General features: G+C 33.7%; 17 protein-coding genes and 1 other annotated feature. Of the genes, 8 read left to right on the top strand and 9 right to left on the bottom strand.

Going from position 1 to position 17,777, the window contains the following annotated elements; genetic code table 11:
* Positions 1–40 precede the first annotated feature (40 nt).
* Positions 41–1,558 (bottom strand): DASS family sodium-coupled anion symporter, encoded by a 1,518-nt coding sequence (locus tag LQ617_RS09435; RefSeq protein ID WP_037589435.1) that lies wholly within the window; start codon positions 1,556–1,558, stop codon positions 41–43.
* A 210-nt stretch (positions 1,559–1,768) separates the two neighbouring features.
* On the opposite strand from LQ617_RS09435, the gene LQ617_RS09430 reads away from it, so the two are divergent.
* The 3 genes from LQ617_RS09430 (at position 1,769) to coaA (ending at position 4,642) form a co-directional block, all read left to right on the top strand.
* Positions 1,769–2,644, top strand: a complete 876-nt coding sequence (locus LQ617_RS09430) for a midas domain-containing protein (RefSeq protein ID WP_239740207.1) — start codon at positions 1,769–1,771, stop codon at positions 2,642–2,644.
* A 158-nt stretch (positions 2,645–2,802) separates the two neighbouring features.
* Positions 2,803–3,624, top strand: coding sequence for a YqiA/YcfP family alpha/beta fold hydrolase (locus LQ617_RS09425; protein ID WP_126476349.1), 822 nt, complete (start codon positions 2,803–2,805; stop codon positions 3,622–3,624).
* A gap of 115 nt (positions 3,625–3,739) precedes the next feature.
* Positions 3,740–4,642 carry a type I pantothenate kinase gene (coaA, locus tag LQ617_RS09420; RefSeq protein ID WP_037589445.1) on the top strand — a complete coding sequence of 301 codons (903 nt, stop codon included), beginning with the start codon at positions 3,740–3,742 and terminating at the stop codon, positions 4,640–4,642.
* A 121-nt stretch (positions 4,643–4,763) separates the two neighbouring features.
* On the opposite strand, the gene LQ617_RS09415 is transcribed toward coaA, so the two are convergent.
* Positions 4,764–5,609: a DUF2785 domain-containing protein gene (locus tag LQ617_RS09415; protein ID WP_239740206.1), complete on the bottom strand. Its 846-nt coding sequence runs from the start codon at positions 5,607–5,609 to the stop codon at positions 4,764–4,766.
* A 134-nt stretch (positions 5,610–5,743) separates the two neighbouring features.
* Here LQ617_RS09415 and LQ617_RS09410 point away from each other — a divergent pair, with 134 nt between their 5' ends.
* A complete protein-coding gene (locus LQ617_RS09410; RefSeq protein WP_239740205.1) occupies positions 5,744–6,277 on the top strand; it encodes a hypothetical protein in 534 nt (177 codons plus the stop codon).
* Positions 6,278–6,501: 224 nt separating this feature from the next.
* Here the strand turns inward: LQ617_RS09410 and rpsR are convergent, their stop codons facing one another.
* From rpsR to LQ617_RS09375, 7 genes are all read right to left on the bottom strand, one after another.
* Positions 6,502–6,744 carry a 30S ribosomal protein S18 gene (rpsR, locus tag LQ617_RS09405; RefSeq protein WP_037589451.1) on the bottom strand — a complete coding sequence of 81 codons (243 nt, stop codon included), beginning with the start codon at positions 6,742–6,744 and terminating at the stop codon, positions 6,502–6,504.
* A 59-nt stretch (positions 6,745–6,803) separates the two neighbouring features.
* Complete coding sequence (gene ssb, locus LQ617_RS09400; RefSeq protein WP_025906200.1) at positions 6,804–7,331, bottom strand: single-stranded DNA-binding protein; 528 nt, start codon at positions 7,329–7,331, stop codon at positions 6,804–6,806.
* Between the two features lie 27 nt (positions 7,332–7,358).
* Positions 7,359–7,652, bottom strand: a complete 294-nt coding sequence (rpsF, locus tag LQ617_RS09395) for a 30S ribosomal protein S6 (RefSeq protein ID WP_025906202.1) — start codon at positions 7,650–7,652, stop codon at positions 7,359–7,361.
* A gap of 171 nt (positions 7,653–7,823) precedes the next feature.
* On the bottom strand, positions 7,824–8,924 hold the full coding sequence (ychF, locus tag LQ617_RS09390) for a redox-regulated ATPase YchF (protein ID WP_025906203.1): 1,101 nt from the start codon (positions 8,922–8,924) through the stop codon (positions 7,824–7,826).
* Between the two features lie 3 nt (positions 8,925–8,927).
* On the bottom strand, positions 8,928–9,125 hold the full coding sequence (locus tag LQ617_RS09385) for a DUF951 domain-containing protein (protein ID WP_025906204.1): 198 nt from the start codon (positions 9,123–9,125) through the stop codon (positions 8,928–8,930).
* Between the two features lie 23 nt (positions 9,126–9,148).
* Positions 9,149–10,033: a mechanosensitive ion channel family protein gene (locus tag LQ617_RS09380; protein ID WP_025906205.1), complete on the bottom strand. Its 885-nt coding sequence runs from the start codon at positions 10,031–10,033 to the stop codon at positions 9,149–9,151.
* 12 nt (positions 10,034–10,045) lie between these two features.
* Complete coding sequence (locus tag LQ617_RS09375) at positions 10,046–10,882, bottom strand: ParB/RepB/Spo0J family partition protein (RefSeq protein ID WP_239740204.1); 837 nt, start codon at positions 10,880–10,882, stop codon at positions 10,046–10,048.
* A 180-nt stretch (positions 10,883–11,062) separates the two neighbouring features.
* Positions 11,063–11,373 (top strand) — a binding site (T-box leader).
* Between the two features lie 77 nt (positions 11,374–11,450).
* Between LQ617_RS09375 and LQ617_RS09370 the strand changes: the two genes are divergently transcribed.
* Genes LQ617_RS09370 through metE form a run of 4 tightly spaced genes read left to right on the top strand, consistent with a single transcriptional unit; the run spans position 11,451 to position 17,764 of the window.
* Positions 11,451–12,557: a PLP-dependent transferase gene (locus LQ617_RS09370; protein WP_037589454.1), complete on the top strand. Its 1,107-nt coding sequence runs from the start codon at positions 11,451–11,453 to the stop codon at positions 12,555–12,557.
* Positions 12,554–13,726: a cystathionine beta-lyase MetC gene (metC, locus tag LQ617_RS09365; RefSeq protein ID WP_037589456.1), complete on the top strand. Its 1,173-nt coding sequence runs from the start codon at positions 12,554–12,556 to the stop codon at positions 13,724–13,726. Before LQ617_RS09370 ends, metC begins: the two co-directional genes overlap by 4 nt.
* Positions 13,683–15,521 carry a bifunctional homocysteine S-methyltransferase/methylenetetrahydrofolate reductase gene (locus LQ617_RS09360; protein WP_037589457.1) on the top strand — a complete coding sequence of 613 codons (1,839 nt, stop codon included), beginning with the start codon at positions 13,683–13,685 and terminating at the stop codon, positions 15,519–15,521. The genes metC and LQ617_RS09360 overlap by 44 nt, the downstream gene beginning before the upstream one ends.
* Positions 15,515–17,764 (top strand): 5-methyltetrahydropteroyltriglutamate--homocysteine S-methyltransferase, encoded by a 2,250-nt coding sequence (gene metE, locus LQ617_RS09355; protein ID WP_239740236.1) that lies wholly within the window; start codon positions 15,515–15,517, stop codon positions 17,762–17,764. Before LQ617_RS09360 ends, metE begins: the two co-directional genes overlap by 7 nt.
* Positions 17,765–17,777: the final 13 nt, after the last annotated feature.

Raw genomic sequence — 17,777 nt, 5'->3', positions numbered from 1 at the left:
TCTCGTGAGTTTATTCTGCCTTTAACTCACATCTTCTCCTCTATATCAATCCTATCCACTTCCAATATGTCATGCTGAACAAAATAATTAATAAGTATCCAATGACTGTGAGTGGTACGCCTGTTTTTATAAAGTCTTTAACTGTAAATGTTTCTGTACCGTAAGCCAGCATATTTTGTGGTGAACTAACTGGCAATAAGAAACCGAAGCTAATCACGAATTGTTGTATAAGTACAAAGCCGATAGATTGATCTCCTAAATTTAATGTTTGTGTTAAGGCTATAAATACAGGGATTAATGCTGAAGATAAACTCGTTGCACTCGCAAATCCTAAATGTATTAAAATATTAAAAATTGAAATGAGTGCAATGGTTGCGATTAATGGCATATGATTAAGTCCCATCAATCCAAATGTTTTATCACTTAACCATTGTGCCGCTGTTGTTTCCAACAATACTGTTCCTAGTGAGATACCAATTCCAAAAACAATAACTGTACCCCAAGGAATTTTCTTCTCAACATCTTCCCAAGTAAAGACACCGATTTTAGGTGTTAACATAATTGCTAATGCGATGATTGTTATTGAAGATGAATCAATCGGATGGAGCACTTTTTCGGTAGACCAGAAAAATAATAATAAGACAGAAATCGTAATGAGTCTCCACTCTCTTGCTGAAACTGGTCCTAATTCTTTTAATTGTGCTTTAACTAATTCATTTCCACCTTCTATTTCTTTCTCTTCAGGTTTAATGACCGTAATCATTACAAAGTATAAGACGACTGACATGATAATCGCCCATGGTGCTGCATATAAGAACCATTCACCCCAAGAAACATCTTGCCCCATTGATTTATTAATAAATCCTATCGCCACGATATTTTGAGCGGCGGCAGTCTTAATACCTATATTCCATATTGAGACGGCATGCACGGCTGTAATAATCAATAATGCTGCTAATTTACTGTTCTTAGATGTATTAAATGCAGCAATCATTCCTAATAATATAGGTACAACAGCTCCTGCTCTAGCTGTAGCTGAAGGTACAAAGAATGCTAAAATAATAGAAACTACAATTGCACCGATAACAATTCTATTTGTTTTGTTTCCTACAATAGAAAGTACTTGTAATGCTAAACGTTTATGTAAATTGGTTACTTGCATCGCTGTAGCTAAGAATAATGCTGCTGCAACGAGTGCCACTGCAGATCCTGAAAATCCACTTAAAGCCATTTTTAATGCATTGCCTGTACCTAGTAATGCATCTCCTTCTAAAGCTTTTCCATTTGCTGACGGATTACCTAAAGCATCTCCTAAATTTTGAACTGGACTAAATCCAATGAGTACAACGATCAGGCCAACAATCATGACCGCTGATACAGGATAAGTTACTGCTTCTGTTACCCACATAATAACTGCAAAAGCTAAAATCGCTAGCGCACATTTTGCCATAACAGGTAAATCATTTGAAGTCGGTAATAACAATATTCCAATTAATACAACAAAACTAACAATAATCCAAATTGGTTTAAAAGCTTTTTTCTCAGTATTATTAGACATATCTAACAGCTCCAATATTAATTTTTATTGTTCTAATCTCCTAAATAATAACATATTTCTTTTTTGCATATAATACTTTTCACAATTAATACAATAAATACTTGAACTTTCTGTTATTAACATGTAATGTATAAAGGGAAGTGTGACGGTTGTCTGCCGATAGACAACCCTACCTATTAAATTACTGTCAAATAAAGGATGATTTATAATATGTTAACTAAAGAATTCGCAACTAAAGTAGGTCTTAGTGAAAAGCAAGTTAGAAAAATTGTACAGCACTTAGAAGACAGAGGATATCAACTTTCTAAGACAGAATATCGTGGAAGAGAAGCGACAGACTTCCAAGAAGAAGATATTGAACTTTTCCAAGAAATAGCGGAAAAGGTTAAAGAAACAAATAGTTATGACCAAGCATTCGAAACACTAGAACAAGAGAAAGACTTTTTACAAGTTCTTGTTAAAAACGAACCTGCTAATCAAACACCTGAACTACAACATTTAATTGAAGAATTAAGATTAGAAGTTCAACATATGCGTAGAGAAAGACAAATGCTTGGTGAAATGTTGCAACAAGTACATATTCAACAACAGAAACTAGAACAAACTTTAGCATTACAAGCACCTCAACAATCAGAGGCTACTGCTCAAGAGAATGATACTAAAGTTGAAACGAAACAAGCTGAACAATCACAAAGTTCTAAAGCAGTTTCAGAAGATAAGACTTCTAGTGAATCAGTTGAAACGAACAAACAAGAAGAAAAAGAAGAAACAAAAGTTGCTGTAGCTGAAGAGCCAGCTAAATCAGAAACTCAAGCTGATGTGAAATCAGAAGATAAAGAAACTGCTGTTAAACCAGAAACGACTACTGATAAAGCAGCAGAAACGAAAGAAGCAGATGCAACTACATCTAAAGAAGAAACGACTGACAAAGCAGCATCTACTGAAGAAAAAGCACCTGAAACGACATTAGAACAAACTTCAACGCCTTCAGAAAACAAAGAAGAAGAAGTAAAAGAAGAAATCAAATCAGAAACTGAAGAAGAACCTAAGAAAAAAGGATTCTTCCAAAGATTATTCAATATTTAATCCCTTTAAGAAGAGGTTGGGCATGATGCCTAGCCTCTTTTTTGTTAAGTTTTTGTAAATTTCCACTATATAATTGTTAATTGCTAGAGTACTTTGTTATATTGAATTTTATATTAAGTATTTGTAATGAATATTAACCATTAGGAGTGTTTCACATCATGGAAACATTAAATTACGAAGATTTGAACAATGACCTTTTATGGGCGCATAATCATCAAGTTGTGAAAATCATGAAAGATGATTTAGACATCTATATCAAATTAAATCTTAAAGAAGATAATCATAAATTAGTTGTATTTTCGAATGGCGCGATTGATCCGTCTAAAAGTAAACCGCCTGTCTTTATGAGAAGTAAATGGCATGAAGATTTCAATGCAAATTGTCTTTATATAGATGACAGAACTGTCCATTATAAACAATTACGTATAGGTTGGGGTGTAGGAAGAGAAGAACGTCATTTCTTAAAAGACTATTCTGAGATTGCGCAACAAGTCACACAAGCACTCCAAATAGAATCTCAAAATGTCGTCTATTGTGGCTCATCAGCAGGTGGCTTTATGTCTATGTATTTAGCAACATTGCATAAAGGCTCGACTGCTGTAGTGAACAATCCACAATGTTACGTAGATCGTTACGATAAAGTGAACGTCGAAAAATTATACACTAAAATATTTCCCAACCGTTCACGCGATTATATCAAAAAACAATACGCACTTAGACTGTCGATCACAAGCTTATTCCGCAAACAAAAATATGTGCCTAAAATTTACTACATCCAAAACAGATTATGTGAGACTGATATGACTAGACACTTCGATCCATTTTGTAGTTTCTTAGATAAATACGAAATAAACAGTTCAAACATAAAGTTCATATTATACAACAATAAAAAGCTCGGACATAACCCTATATCAAGAGAAGCAACCGTAAACTTTGTAAACCAAGTCCTTGAAGGCAAACTTGTCATAGCAGAATTTTAAATGTCTTACCTTATATAAGAATTTTTCTAAATTAATAAAGCACTTTCATGACTATTTATGTTACCCTATACGAGTACTGTAAAAAGTGAAAAATTCTTAAGTAAAGGAACTCATTATGAAATTCACAAAAGAAGAATGGCAAAACACAAATTTTAAATTAGATATGGATACAAGTCATTTAAACTTAGAAGAAATTATCAGTTTAAATGATAACTTAACAAATTCAGAAATTAATGAACTCTATTTGCCACTCATTAATTTTTTGACAAACAAAGTTAAGTTCCATAAAGATTATTCATCTAACATTAACAACAAATTACATAACAAAAATAATACACCACCTTTTATTATTGGAATATCAGGAGGGGTTTCTGTAGGAAAAAGCACTGTCTCAAGACTGCTTTTAAACTTACTGCAAGAATATAACGCGGACTGGAAAGTTGATCTGATTACGACTGATGGTTATATCATGCCTAAACAAGAACTCATCGATAAAGACTTACTTTCTAAAAAAGGATTTCCTGAAAGTTATGATACAAAAACATTAATCAGTCACTTAAAACAAATTAAAAACAACGAGCCTAACATTCCAACATACACGTATTCACATATCACATACGACCGTCTTAAAGACCAGTATCACAACATAAACTGTCCGGACATACTAATTATAGAAGGCGTGAACATCTTCCAAGTAAGTCCACATGAAGAAGAACTCGTAAGTGATTATATTGATTACAAAATATATTTACACACAACAATAGAAAATATGAAGAAATGGTATCTTAACCGCTTCTTACTACTTCAAGAAGAAGCCTTCCAGAAGCCAGACTCACATTTCTATAAATATCGAGACATCCCAAAAGACGAAGCCTTAAAAATAGCAACAGATCTATGGGACAATATCAACGAAGTCAACTTAATCAAAAACATCTTGCCAACTAAAAACAGAGCAGATCTCGTACTATATAAAAATCACGACCATGTTATAGAAAAACTGAAATTTAATAAATTTTAAGGTATACATTAAACCCTCTCTAGTCCTTGTCTAGAGAGGTTTTTAGTGTTCCGGCAGTCTAAATGATAACAAATCTATTATTTCCCAAAACTACCTGCTACATAAAATTTTATCCTCATTTTTATTCTCCTTGTTGTGTTAATTCTAAGTATAACTTATTAAGGATTTCTTCTATTTTATCTTGGGTTACCTGACATTTTTGATTAAATTTTAGTCTAAAATACAATGTCTTCAAGAAATCTTTTATATTTTTCCTTATTCTAAAATAACTTAAATATGTTTCTTCAGATTGATTTAAATCTGTTTGATTAACTGTCACGAATAACTCGCTTACCCAATTACTCAATTCTTGATCTGTAAGTCCTTTTTCAAGTAATGCTTCAATGATAAATGCTTGTCGCTCATCTTCATCATCTATATAGCAAGATAAATCAGTATTTAACTGATAAGGTTTTTTAGCGATGACCTTTAAGATCACTTTATTACATTCACTTGAATAATATTTAGATCTAACACATGTTGCGAGTAAATCTGATCCATGTGCAACACTATGCATCCATCCTGTCCCTTGTACATATCCTCTAACATCATATTCCTTATACATGTAATCAATCGCTAAGTTTATAATCTTCTCGTAAACATGCTGAGGTAACTGATTACGTTCTTCTAAATATTCAACAATGATTCCGATAATAAGCGCACTGAAACTTCTATCCAGCACAAGATGTTCAGTATCACTTTGGTTAACACTACCTAAAATAAATTCACAATGCTCAAGTAACTGTAGCATTTGATAATCTTCCAATTTCCCACTTATAATTAAACGCGCAATTAAATCAAAATTATCTTCACGAACATTGGAAGTAGGATTTCCAATATTGGATATCATTAATTCGAATTCTTCTTCTGTTACTTGTTTGTCAGGCAATTCATTTTTATATCTTTCAATTAATCCTTCGATAGTCATTAAGAACACATCCTTTAGACTCTATTACTCATTATTATATTGTATTTTTACAATGAATGAAATGAGACATATTTATTTCAATTGCATAGTATAATAAACTGTACTTACTAACCTTACATTTTTGGAGTGATTATATGGAAATATTTCAAGAGTTTAAAAAGCAATTTATTAACTTTTTAAATAGCGATAATCGAATAGTATTAACGAAAGGTATGTTTCATGAGATAAAATTATTATCTATTTTAGCTGCAATAGAAACTCAATCCCAATATTCAAAAGGAACATTAAATGCTCATTCTAAAGAAGTTTTCAAAGATCTGACAGAACAAGGCATGCTTACAAAAGAGATACCATTAAACACAACTTTCACATTAAATGATTTATCATTACAATTAAATTTATATACCGCAAATACTCCTAATTTTGGCGAATTTGCAATATATTATTCAGTGAATCCAAAAGTAATAAAAGGAAAAAACATTGAAATATTAGTTGATCATATAAAAGATAATCCAGCTTCAAAAGTATTTATTATCACAGCAAATGACTGGGAGTTTAATAGCAAAGTGTCTAAAACATTAGAAGAAATGTCCGACATAGTTGTAGGAGAAGATTTAAAACAGGGAGTCCAGGAAATATTTAATTCTGGTTTTAATAATGGTAATTAAAGTTCCTCAATAATATTGATAATTATCTATATATAGATTAAAATTATAATCAAATTGCGGTACATATCTGCGGAGTGTACTTGAGGTTGACTGTTACTGACGGTCGCCTCTTTTTTTATGCTCAATTTTCTAGAATTATTCACACTCTGCGGATTTTTTATAAAAATGAACACAAAAATAACCCTCTAGCCTGATTGCTAGAGGGTTATGTTATACGCTAACTCTTATTGTTCCTCTTTAACGTATGGTAATAAAGCCATGTGACGTGCACGTTTGATAGCTACAGTAAGCATACGTTGGTATTTTGCTGAAGTACCTGTTACACGACGTGGTAAGATTTTACCTCTTTCTGAGATAAACTTTTTAAGTAAATCTGTATCTTTGTAGTCGATATGTGTAATACCGTTTGCTGTGAAGTAACAAACTTTTTTACGACGACGACCACCTCTTCTTGGTCCACCTGCCATGATTGTGTTCCTCCCTTCTCGTTAAATCTTTATCAATTTATATTCGTTTCAATCAACTATTAGAACGGCAAATCATCATCACTGATATCAATTGGGCCATTAGCGTTTGCAAATGGATTACTTGATTGTTGATTATTTGACTGTTGATTTGAAGGTGCTTTTTGTCCTTGTTGTTGGTTACCACCAAAGTCTTGTCCATAATTTTGGAATTCGTTATTATTTTGGTTATATGATTGATTATCATTACCAGATTGACGTTGGTTTGCGCCTTTTGGTTCAAGGAATTGAACACTGTCACAAACAACTTCAGTTACATAAACACGACGACCTTCTTGGTTCTCGTAGCTACGAGATTGTAGACGACCTTCAACTCCTGCCAGACTACCTTTAGATAAGTAATTGTTTACATTCTCTGCGGGACGTCTAAATACAACACAGTTGATAAAGTCAGCTTCTCTTTCACCTTGCTGATTCGTATAAGTACGATTAATAGCTAAAGTAAAAGTAGCAACTTGAACGCCTGAGGGTGTTACTCTGTATTCCGGATCTTTAGTTAATCGACCGACTAATACAACACGATTAATCATTTAATCTCCCCCATTTTATAAGTTAAATTATTTTTCTTCTTCGCGTACTACGATGTGACGAATGATATCATCAGAGATTTTTGCTAAACGATCAAATTCACTGATAGCTTCGTCATTTTCAGACTTAACTCTAACGATGTTGTAGAAACCTTCTGTGAAGTCTTGGATTTCATAAGCTAAACGACGTTTACCCCAATCCTTTTCTTCGATGATTTCTGAACCGTTTGAAGATAAGATTCCTTTAAAACGCTCAACGACAGCTTTTCTAGCTTCGTCTTCGATATTTGGACGTACTACGTACATTACTTCATATGTTCTCATCAATTTACACCTCCTTGTGGTCTATGCGGCCTAATAACTCAGTATTAAGCAAGGAATAATTTTCATTACTCACAATCAAGAATTATAGCATAGAGTATTACTTTTTACAATCTTTTTCTCATTGATATCAAAGAAAAAGCCAATAGTGCATAAACACTACTGGCCTTTATCTTACACATTAAATCTAAAGTGTACAACGTCTCCGTCTTTCATTAGGTATTCTTTACCTTCTAATCTTACTTTACCCGCTTCTTTAGCACCGTTCATGCCATTATTTGCTAATAAATCGTCATAACTAACGGTTTCTGCTCTTATAAAGCCTCTTTCGAAGTCTGTATGGATAATTCCGGCACATTGTGGTGCAGTCATGCCTTCTTTGAATGTCCATGCTCTTACTTCTTGTTCACCTGCTGTAAAGTATGTTGCTAATCCTAATAAGTTATATGATGCGCGGATTAATTTGTCTAATCCTGCTTCTTCTACGCCTAAATCTTCTAAAAACATTTCGCGGTCTTCGTCATCTAATGTTGCTAATTCTTCTTCAATTTTCGCTGAAATCACGATAACTTGTGAACCTTCGTTACTTGCGTATTCTTCAATTTTTTGTACGAATTCGTTATTTTCTGGGCTTGCTACTTCATCTTCTGCTACGTTTGCTACATATAACATTGGTTTAGAAGTGAGTAAGCTTAAATGTTTCACGATTGCTTTTTCTTCTGGTGTGAATTCTAAACTTCTTACTGGGTTATTGTTTTCTAAAGTTTCTTTAATTTTTGCTAATACTTTTTCTTCTGCTACGGCATCTTTATCTTTTTGTTTTGCCATTTTTGCTACTCTTTCATAGCGTTTTTCTACTGATTCTAAGTCTGCTAATACTAATTCCATATTAATAACTTCAATATCATCGATTGGATCTACTTTTCCTGATACGTGTGTAACATTTTCATCAACAAATGCACGTACGACTTGGCAAATCGCATCTACTTCACGGATATGTGATAAGAATTTATTTCCTAATCCTTCACCTTTAGATGCACCTTTAACGATACCTGCAATATCTGTAAATTCGAATGCTGTTGGTACAGTTTTCTTAGGTTTTACTAATTTCGTTAATTCTTGTAAACGGTGGTCTGGTACTTCTACAATCCCTACGTTAGGATCGATTGTTGCGAAAGGATAGTTCGCTGCAAGTGCTCCTGCTTTCGTAATTGCGTTAAATAATGTTGATTTACCTACGTTTGGTAATCCTACTATGCCAGCTGTTAATGCCATATTTTATTCACCTTGTCCTTTTACTAATATTTTTTTAATTTTTTTATTAAACTCTTGTCTTGGTAGCATGATACTACGAGAACATTCTTCACACTTTATTCTAACATCTGCACCGAGTCTTATAATTTTAAATCTATTATACCCACATGCGTGTTGTTTTTTCATTTCAACGATATCATTTAACTCATATGATTTGATCATATTTTTGCCTCCCGATTAGATGATTATTGAATGTTATTTGGATTATAAGAAACCATTGTTGGAATTGGCGCTTGAATACCTTCTTTATCAAAGAAAGATTTCACTTCTCTTCTCAAGATTCTAGCACCTGATGCATGTTCATTTGGTTCTGTTTCACCTGCTATTTTAATCGTTGCTTCACCTGCTGTCACAGTCTCTACACCTAAAATTTCAGGATCTTTAATGAATATTTCATATCTTTCTTTAACTGTCGGTAAAAATTCATTTAACTTGCTTTCAACTTCATCTAAATCTTCTTTAATAGATACAGGGATTTCTACGATAGCCATACCGTTATGAATTGAGAAGTTTACAATCTCATTCATTGTACCATTAGGAAGTATCGTTAAATCACCTGCAAACGATAATATTCTTGTAGATCTCATTCCTATTGATTGTACAGTACCTTCCGCAACAGTGGTACCTGTTGTATTAATTTTTACGTAATCGCCAACATCAAATTGATTTTCGAAAATAATAAAGAAGCCTGTGATGACATCTTTTACTAAGGTTTGTGCGCCGAAACCAATTGCTAACCCTACAACACCGGCACCAGCAATAATACTTTCAACTCTTATGCCTAAATTGCTTAAAATGGTTGTCGCAACTATAAACCATACGACATAGGAAATAACATTTTGTAGTAAGTTAACCATTGTTTTAGCGCGCTTGTTAGACTTCCCTACCCTCTTAGTTCCGTATTTCGTAGTAAAGAATTTCTCTACCACTTTATGAAGCACTTTAATAATGACGTAAGCTAATACAATGTAGAATATGCCGATTAATATTTGTTCTATCCACTTTTGCCAATTTTCTGGATCCATAAATGGGTCAATCAATTTATGAATGATGTTCATAATCTTATTCACTTTTTACACCTCTTATTCTTCTAACAATAATTCTAATATTCTCTTATATTCTTCTTCAGAATTAAATTCAAGAGAAATTTTACCTGCTTTTTTAGTCTTAGAAATATCAATATTCGTTCCAAATTTTTCTTTTAATTGATATTCATGTTTAACTAAGAAATTAGGTTTCAGTTGTTTCGTTTTCTTTTTCTTGTCTTGGCCTTGAGCATTTAACTGTTTAATATATTCTTCTAATGCTCTAACACTCATATGTTCTTTTACAACTTTTTTAGCCACTTGATCTAATTGATGTTTCTTATCTAAACCAAGTAATGTTCTACCGTGTGCACTTGATATTTTTTCTTCGTTGATTAGTTTTTTTACACTTGGTGGCAACTTCAGCAACCTTAAGACATTTGCAATGTATGATCTTGATTTCCCTAATCTATCTGCTACGTCTTGTTGTTTTAAATTTAGTTCTTCCATCATCGTTGCATAACTCTTTGCTTCTTCTAGAGGTTTTAAATTTTCACGTTGAAGATTCTCTATAATAGCAAGTTCTAACATTTCTTCATCGGTTAAATTTTTAATGATTGCCGGTACTGAATCTTTGTTAGCTAATTGACTCGCTCTAAATCTTCTTTCACCTACAACGATGTCGTAACCTTTTATCGTTTCTCTTACGACGATAGGTTGCAACACACCATGTTGTGAAATCGACTGCGTTAAATCTCTCAAAGCTTCTTCATCAAAATAATCTCTCGGTTGATATGGATTCCTTCTTAATTTTTCTAAAGGAAGTTCAACAATTTTATCATGACTATGGTTATAAGAAATCTTATCTGTTAATGCTTGATTTCTTTCTTTCATTTCATCACCACGTTATTTATTCTCGTATGTTTCACGTAAAACATCCAAATTAGATTATAACAATTTTGAAAGGGATATGCACAAAAGAAAAGTTGAGCGATAAATTAAAATATTCAGAAAAGTTGTTGACAAAAAAATATACGCATAGTATTGTGTAATATATCAACAACGAAAACAAATAAAATCACGATAAAAAGGAAAGTAAATCTTACACTGCAATCATCAGAGAGTTCCCATTTGCTGAAAGGGAACATTGAAAGAAAGATTGAAAATGGCCTTGGAGTGGTGGCATCGATATTGAGGTGTCAACGGGATCGCCCGTTATAGCGATACAGTATTAAAGTCTCTTTAGTGATGATGGCGTACTGGAATTTGTTCACCAATTTTACTGCCATTATATCTTATTGTAAGAGACTCGTACTTATAGAGGTAATGTCAGTAATGTCATTGCGAACAAAGGTGGTACCGCGAGCTAAGCTTTCGTCCTTTACATCCGATTTATTTCGGGTTTAAAGGACGGAAGCTTTTTTTATTTTTATTTTTAAATTCATTAGGGAGGAAGGCTACTATGAAATCTACTCAACTCGCTCAAATTTCATTAACTAAAGACCATACCGGGGCAACGACAAACCCAATTTATCTTTCAACAGCCTATCAACATGAAAAATTAGGTTGTTCAACTGGCTTTGATTATACAAGAACGAAAAATCCAACTCGCTCAAACTTTGAAGAGGCATTTGCCAAACTTGAAGGTGGTAAATACTCATTTGCAACTTCAAGCGGTATGGCTAGTATCCAATTAGTTTGTAACTTATTTAAACCAAATGATGAAATCTTAGTGTCATTCGACTTATATGGCGGCACATTTAGACTATTTGAATTTTACGAAAAGCAATACAACATCAAATTTAAGTACATTGATTTTTCAAATATTGATGAAGTAAACGCATCGATTAATGAACATACACGTGCATTCTTTATTGAACCTATTTCAAATCCGTTAATGTTCTCAGTAGATTTAAATCCTTTATATGAAATTGCACAAGCAAGAAATATATTAACGATTATAGATAACACGTTCTTAACACCATACTTATCAACACCATTAAAAGACGGTGCTGACATCGTCTTACATTCTGCTACAAAGTACATAAGTGGTCATAATGATGTGTTAGCTGGCATTGTCACTGTATCAGATGACTACTTAGGTGAAGTGCTTGGCCAATTTCATAATATGATCGGTGCAACACTTTCACCATTCGATAGTTATTTATTACTGAGAGGCTTAAAGACATTACATTTACGACTTGATCGTTCTACTGAAAATGCTCAAAAGTTAGCGCAATCACTACAATCTGTTGAAAGCATTGATGAAGTTCTTTACTCAGGTCAAACCGGAATGTTAAGTATTCGTTTAAACAATGCATATAGCGTTGATAGCTTCTTACAAAATATTAAATTATGTATTTTTGCTGAAAGTCTTGGCGGTACTGAAACATTTATCACATTCCCATATACACAAACACATGTAGATATGGCAGATGAAGAAAAAGATAAACGCGGTATAGATGAATATTTACTCCGTTTATCTATTGGAATAGAAGATTATGAAGATATTTACGAAGACATACTACAAGCCTTAAAAAATTCAAGAAAAGAAGGAGTGTCAATATGAGCTATTCAAAAGAAACGTCTTTAATATTGGATTCCACTAGAGGTAACGAGCACTTATCAAGCAATCAACCATTATATTATTCATCCACTTATCATCAAGAAACTTTAGGTGGCAATCAAGAATTTGACTATGCACGCAGTGGTAACCCTAATAGAAAGTTACTTGAAGAAAAGTTAGCAGATTTAGAAGGCGGTAATTACGGATTTGCATTTAGTTCAGGAATTGCTGCAATAACAGCTGTCTTCTTAACATTGAAACCAGGAGACCACGTGATTCTTCCAGATGATGTTTACGGCGGAACGTTCAGACTAACAGAGCAAATTCTTAAGAAATTTGAAATAGAATTTACAACTGTCGATCAAACAGACTTACAAAATATCAAAGAAGCTGTTCAAGAAAATACGAAACTAATCTATGTTGAAACACCTTCTAACCCACTCTTTAAAGTGACAGATATTGATGGTGTTAGCCAAATTGCACGTAAACACGACGCACTATTAGCTGTCGATAATACATTTATGACACCGTTAGGACAATCACCATTGAAGCTAGGTGCTGACATCGTCGTTCATTCAGCTACGAAATTCTTAGGCGGTCACAGTGACCTCATAGCAGGCGCAGTAGTCGTGAATGATCCAGAGCTTAAAAATGAAATTTACCTTATTCAAAATGGTACAGGTTCAGGATTAAGCGTTTATGATTCTTGGACACTTGCTAAACATTTGAAGACATTACCAATTAGATTTAAACAATCTGTTTATAACACAGAACAAATTTATAGATATTTAATCGATAATGAAGCAATTGAAACAGTCTATTATCCAATCACAAATGACACACATTTAAGACAAGCTAAAAATGGCGGTGCCGTGCTCGGATTCAGACTTAAAGATGAATCAAAAGCACAAGCATTTGTTGACCATCTTAATATCCCTCTTGTATCTGTAAGCTTAGGTGGTGTAGAAACGATTCTTTCTCACCCAGCTACAATGAGTCACGCAGCTATTCCTGAAGAAGTGAGAGCTGAACGTGGTATCACTAACGGATTATTTAGATTGTCAGTCGGCTTAGAAGATGTCAAAGAATTGATCACAGATATCGATTGGGCATTAAAGGAGGCTACATATGAGTCTAAAAGAAGCGTTAAAGAACCAAATTTTAGTAGCTGACGGAGCAATTGGAACCATCCTCTACTCTGAAGGATTGGATACTTGTCCAGAAAGTTATAATTTGACACACCCTAACAAGATAGAACAAATTCACCGTTCTTATATTGAAGCTGGTGCAGATATTATTCAAACAAACACGTATGGTGCAAATTTTGAGAAGCTTCAAGATTTTAATTTAGAACATCGCGTAAAAGAAATTCATCGTGAAGCTGTACAAATCGCTAAAAGAGCGAGCAACGATCATACGTTTATTCTAGGTACGGTAGGCGGTTTTCGTAATATCAAAAAGAGTAACTTATCAATTGAAGCCATTCAATATCATACAGAGATTCAAATTGAAACACTTGTTAATGAAGGTGTAGATGGTATTTTATTTGAAACATACTACGATTTAGAAGAATTACTTGCTGTCTTAAAAGATACAAAAGCAAGATACGACATTCCGATTATTGCTCAACTAACAGCTAGTAATACAAATTATTTGAGAAATGGCACACCTATACCAGATGCATTAGAAACATTAGTGAAAGCCGGTGCAGATGTCGTTGGTTTAAATTGTCATCATGGTCCATACCATATGATTAAGACATTTAAACATATTGACTTACCTGATCATGCTTACCTTTCATGTTATCCAAATGCAAGTTTGCTGGATTTAGAAGACAACGACTTGAAATACAATAACAACTCAGATTACTTTTCAGATGCAGCGAAAGAGCTCGTTAATCAAGGCGTCAGATTAATAGGTGGATGTTGTGGTACAACACCAGAACATATTAAAAAAATAAAGAATGTCGTCAAAGATTTAAAGCCTATCAAGCACAAAAATGTTATACCAATCGAAACAAAACAGTACAAAAAGCAAAATAAAGAAGAACCTAGTATTAAAGAGCTCGTTCAACAAAGACCAACCGTTATTGTTGAATTAGATACACCTAAACATTTAGATACGAATAAATTTTTCGATGGCATACAAGCCCTAGAAGATGCAGGTGTAGATGCAGTCACACTTGCTGACAATTCCCTAGCAAGCGTGAGAATTTCTAACATTGCCGCAGCAAGTATCATTAAACAAAAGTATAAAATTAGACCACTCGTACACTTAGCTTGCCGTGATAGAAACTTAATCGGCTTGCAATCTCATCTAATGGGACTTTCGTTACTTGGCATTAATGACATATTAACGATTACGGGTGACCCTTCTAAAGTGGGTAACTTCCCAGGCGCAACAAGTGTATTCGACGTTAATTCTAGCGGATTAGCTGAAATCATTACACAGTTCAATCAAGGTATAAACGCCGATGGAGATACATTGAGAAGCAATACCAACTTCTCTGTTGCAGGTGCATTCAATCCAAACGTAAGACGACTAGAACCAGCAGTCAAAAGATTAGAAAAAAAGATTGAATCTGGCATGGAATACTTTATTACACAACCGATTTATGAACCTGAAAGAGTTAAAGAAATATATGAAGCAACTAAACATATAGACGCCCCGATTTTCATTGGTATTATGCCAATTACGAATTACAATAACGCACTCTTCTTACACAACGAAGTACCTGGTATTAAACTATCAGATACGGTGCTAAACGCCTTTGAAAAAGTCAAAGACGACAGAGATGCTACAAGAGAACTCAGTATTAATTTGAGTAAACAATTGATTGATGCAGTACACCAATATTTTAATGGCCTGTACTTAGTTACACCATTTTTAAAATATGATTTAACAGTTGAATTAGCAAATTATTCACAACTAAAAACTGGAACACAAACCAAGGAGGCAATATTATGACAATTAAAACATCAAATTTAGGATTCCCAAGACTAGGTAAGAAAAGAGAATGGAAAAAAGCCATCGAAAGTTACTGGGCTAAAAAAATAGATAAAGCCGAATTAGATCAAACGTTGCAGGATTTACACAAAGAAATTTTAACAATTCAGAAAGACCATCACGTTGATCATATCCCTACTGGTGACTTCTCACTATATGACCACGTGTTAGATACATCATTACTATTTAACATTATTCCAGAACGTTTCCAAGGACGTCCTGTAGATGATGATTTACTATTCGATATTGCACGTGGTAACAAAGAGCATGTTGCAAGTGCGTTAATTAAATGGTTCAACACAAACTACCACTACATCGTACCTGAATGGGATAACGTGTCACCTCAATTAAATAACAATGTGTTACTTGAGAAATTCAATTTCTCTAAAGAAGTTGGTGTAACATCTCATCCAGTAATTCTTGGTCCTGTTACATACGTAGCATTATCTAAAGGTGGAGACCAAAGTTTCGATGAAAAAGTAAGAACACTTTTACCATTATATAAAGAAGTATTCGAGCAATTAACTGAAGCAGGCGCTGAATACATCCAAGTAGATGAGCCAATTCTCGTAACAGACGGTGCAACTGATCTTCAAGATATTACGAAAGAAGCATATGAATTCTTTAACGAAGCGGCACCAGCTGCGAAACTTGTCTTACAAACATATTTCGAACGCGTAGATTTAAACTTTGTTGGTCAATTACCAGTCTATGGATTCGGTTTAGACTTTGTACATGACAATGGCTTTAACTTACAACAAATCAAAGATGGCTTATTCCCTAAAGAAAAAGCATTATTCGCTGGTATCGTTGATGGTAGAAACGTTTGGTCTACTAATATTGAAGAGAAGAAAGCTTTAATCGAAACATTACAATCTTATACAGATGAATTAGTGATTCAACCATCTTCTTCATTATTACATGTACCAGTTACTTTAGAAGAAGAAACATTAGACGACTCAGTTCGTGAAGGTTTAAGCTTTGCGACTGAAAAATTAGACGAACTATATGCTTTAAAACAATTATTTAACGAAAATGATGACACTTTATATAACGAATTAAAAGCACAATATGAACGCTTTGAAAGTCAATCATTCAAACAATTAGAATATGACTATGATTCAGTTAAATCAGAACGTACTACACCATTTAAAGAAAGAAAAGTCTTACAAGATCAAGTATTAAATTTACCAGACTTACCAACAACAACGATTGGTTCATTCCCTCAATCAAGAGAAGTACGTAAATACCGTGCTGATTGGAAAAACAATCGTATTTCAGATGAAAAATACGAAGAATTCGTACAAAATGAAATTAAACGTTGGATTGAAATTCAAGAAGAAATTGGATTAGACGTATTAGTACACGGTGAATTCGAACGTAATGACATGGTTGAATTCTTCGGTGAAAAGCTAAACGGATTCTTAGTAACTAAGTTTGGTTGGGTTCAATCATATGGTTCTCGTGCCGTTAAGCCACCAATCATTTACGGAGATGTTAAATGGACAGCACCATTAACAGTTAAAGAGACATTATATGCGCAAAGTTTAACTGACAAACCTGTTAAAGGTATGCTTACAGGTCCAGTTACAATCTTAAACTGGTCATTCGAACGTGTGGATATCCCACGTAGCGAAGTTCAAGATCAAATCGCATTAGCAATTAATGAAGAAGTTCTCGCACTTGAAGAAGCGGGTATTAAAGTCATCCAAGTAGACGAACCTGCATTGCGCGAAGGCTTACCTTTACGTTCTGAATACCATGAAGATTATTTAAATAAAGCTGTACATTCATTTAGATTATCAACTTCTTCAGTACAAGATTCAACACAAATTCATACACATATGTGCTACTCACAATTTGGTCAAATCATCCATGCGATCAAATCATTAGATGCTGATGTTATCTCAATCGAAACTTCAAGAAGTCATGGTGACTTAATCAAAGACTTTGAAGATATCACATATGACTTAGGTATCGGTTTAGGAGTATATGATATTCATAGCCCTCGTATACCTACAGAAGAAGAGATTACAGTTGCAATCGATAGAGCACTTCAAGAAATTGACCGTTCTCTATTCTGGGTAAACCCTGACTGCGGATTGAAGACAAGACAAGAAGAAGAAGTAAAACAAGCTTTAACTGTATTAGTTAATTCAGTAGAAAAATTACGTCAAGACAATACAGTTAAACAACCTAACTAATAAATGAGGTGAT

This window comes from Mammaliicoccus sp. P-M59, assembly GCF_022386135.1.
In the GTDB taxonomy this organism is placed as follows: domain Bacteria; phylum Bacillota; class Bacilli; order Staphylococcales; family Staphylococcaceae; genus Mammaliicoccus; species Mammaliicoccus sciuri_A.
The sequence above is the reverse complement of the archived record's forward strand: the minus strand, read 5'-3'. Positions and strand labels throughout refer to the sequence as shown.